The organism is Neisseria sp. P0021.S005 (assembly GCF_051956955.1).
In genome coordinates this window covers 1-2339 of the sequence record NZ_JBQCWY010000476.1, presented here as the reverse complement: position 1 = coordinate 2339, position 2339 = coordinate 1, and the positions used below count along the sequence as shown (strand labels likewise).

The 2339-nt window shown below is 48.7% G+C and carries 3 protein-coding genes and 1 pseudogene; all 4 read right to left on the bottom strand.

All coding sequences use genetic code 11. The annotated features are described in order from the left end of the window. Positions 1–107, bottom strand: a pseudogene (locus tag ACTHUE_RS15785) (bifunctional 2-polyprenyl-6-hydroxyphenol methylase/3-demethylubiquinol 3-O-methyltransferase UbiG); the annotation flags it as partial. Positions 108–269: 162 nt separating this feature from the next. Next, positions 270–803, bottom strand: coding sequence for a c-type cytochrome (locus ACTHUE_RS15780; RefSeq protein WP_070713754.1), 534 nt, complete (start codon positions 801–803; stop codon positions 270–272). 468 nt (positions 804–1271) lie between these two features. Beyond that, positions 1272–1544, bottom strand: a complete 273-nt coding sequence (locus ACTHUE_RS15775) for a GIY-YIG nuclease family protein (RefSeq protein WP_070713757.1) — start codon at positions 1542–1544, stop codon at positions 1272–1274. Continuing rightward, positions 1541–2339 (bottom strand): LysR family transcriptional regulator (locus ACTHUE_RS15770; RefSeq protein ID WP_440423957.1); only part of this gene is annotated, 799 nt, incomplete at its 5' end. The genes ACTHUE_RS15775 and ACTHUE_RS15770, both read right to left, overlap by 4 nt.

The window sequence follows — 2339 nt, the reverse complement described above, 5'->3', positions numbered from 1 at the left end:
ATGTCATGCAGGGGCTTGAATTCGCCGTTTTTATCCCACCATTTGTCGGCGATTTGGCTGAACTTGGCGATTTCGCCGGCATCTACGTTGTCGTGTTGATTGCTCATGGTTTGCTCCTGCATAAAATCATTCGCCTGATTTTAGCCGATTGTGCTTCAAAATAAAATGTTTCAGACGGCCTTTGCCTGTTTATCGGCCCTATTTCAACTTTCATCCGCCTGAATATAAAAAACGCACCTTGTGGCAAGGTGCGTTTCAATCTGCATGATTTAGAATTTAGCGCCGGATTCGTTGGCCATGTAGTCAACTGCGGCTTTCACTTCATCATCGCTCAGGCTGCCGTTACCGCCTTTGGCAGGCATGGCATTGAAGCCTTCGAGGGCGTGTTTGTGCAGAGTGTCTTGGCCTTGTTTGATGCGAGGAGCCCAGTCTTCTTTTTTGCCTACGGCAGGAGCGCCGGGAATCAAGCCGCTGTGGCATGCTTTACAGTTCGCTTCAAAAACAGCTTTGCCGTCCACTTTGGCGGCTTCTGCAGGCTTGGCTTCAGCGGCAGGCGCTTCGGCTTTCTCTTCGGGCTTGGCAGCTTCTTCAGGTTTAGCGGCTTCCTCTGCTTTGCTGGCAGCGGCTTCTACTTTATCGGCAGCTTCTTGAGCGGCAGATGCAGTAGCATCGGCGGCAGAAGCAACTTCGTTTTTAACTTCAGATGCAACGGCTTGAGCAGCCTCTTGAGTCTCCTGTTTAGCCTCTTGGGAACAAGCTGTCAGACCAGCCATCATCATTACGGCAATCAGTAATTTGTTCATGTTCTGTCTTTCCTTAGTTTTAGTTTAAATTACTGTTTTATATAAACAGCTTAAAAATTCTAACATAGAAACTAATACCTTCGACCTACACTATAATAAATATTGGTATAAATCAGATTTTGTCACAAAAACAGGAAAAACATATTGACACCACACCTCTACTCAGATAGAAATTTACGCTCATTTGTCATTTAGCGTAATAATTTTCATTTTATTGTTCAAACAGTTATCCCCTTATTTTTAAAGTTTCTTTTTAAATTCAACTTTTTACAAGCTTTCCATATAATACAATAAGCATTAAACCGCCTCTTATCCTAAAAAGGCCGTCTGAACCCAAATCAGGTTTCAGACGGCCTTTTTGAATCATGTTAATAAACATTTGCCGCTTGGCTATGCAAAAGACACCAGCAGGCTTACTTGTTTATGTGGTTATTCATATCCCGACTACAATTTAATCCATTGCCGCCATTAACCTTTTGCCAATATTTCAGCTTCCGCCCACAATCCCCGCTTCTGCTCTGCCGTCAATTTCTTAATGCCTATTTCCCGTTTCAGCGCTTCACTTTTATTCAGGCCGTCTGAAACGATGCGCATCTCGACAGGCTTGTTCAACCGCGTGTATTTCGCGCCTTTTCCTGACAAGTGCGCCGCAAATCGCTCTTGAGGACGGTTGCTGATGCCGCAATAAAACGCACCGTTTTCGCACAAAATCAGGTAAACGCTCCAATTTTCCGCGCTCATAAATCCCCTTCCTTGGCAAAACTCTCGGTAAAAATGCGCACGGCAGCCTCGGTTTTGGCAGACTGCACACGATAAGGCGTCACCAAATAAAGGCTAACCGGCGGCAATGTCCATTCGGGCAAAACCGCTTTCAGACGGCCTTGTGCAATTTTTTCCCTCACTTCGCCGCCCACCTGCAAAGACAAACCAAATCCACTTTCGGTCAGGCTGCGGACAGCGGCAAGATGCGTGCAGGCAATGCTGTCGGCGACGTCGAGGTAATAGCTTTCTTCACCGTTTTGCAAGGTGGTGCGAACAGGTAAAAAATGCAGCCAGCGGTGAGCGTGAAGCTGCGAGGGATGGGTAATGGGCGGATGCCGGTCGAGATAATCGGGCGCGGCGCAAATGGTGGACTGCCAGGTAACGAGATGACGCGCGATAAGATTGGGATCGTCCAAAGCGCGGTCGCCGCCGCGTATGGCGATGTCGGTCTGATTGTGTTGCAGGTCGTCCAAGGTATCGCTGAAATTGAGGACGGGGCGGATTTTTGGGAACTCGGTTTGCAATCGCGAAAAGGCCGTCTGAAAAGCGCGGGAACCGATGACGGTGGAAGTCAGGGAAATACGTAATTCGCCGACGGGTTCGGTTTTCAGATTGTCGATAACAGTACGCGTATCGGCAAGCGTGGTGGCGAGACGGCGGCAGTATTCGCCCAAGGCGCGGCCGGCATCGGTAGGCGCAAGGCTGCGCGTGCTGCGGTTTAACAGCTTGATGCCGTGCAGGGTTTCGAGGCGATTGATGTGCTGGCTGACAGCA

What these genes read in the sequence shown, in the direction of transcription:
- ACTHUE_RS15775 (WP_070713757.1), bottom strand. Translation starts at nt 1,544, where the DNA reads ATGAGCGCGGAAAATTGGAGCGTTTACCTGATTTTGTGCGAAAACGGT.
- ACTHUE_RS15780 (WP_070713754.1), bottom strand. Translation starts at nt 803, where the DNA reads ATGAACAAATTACTGATTGCCGTAATGATGATGGCTGGTCTGACAGCT.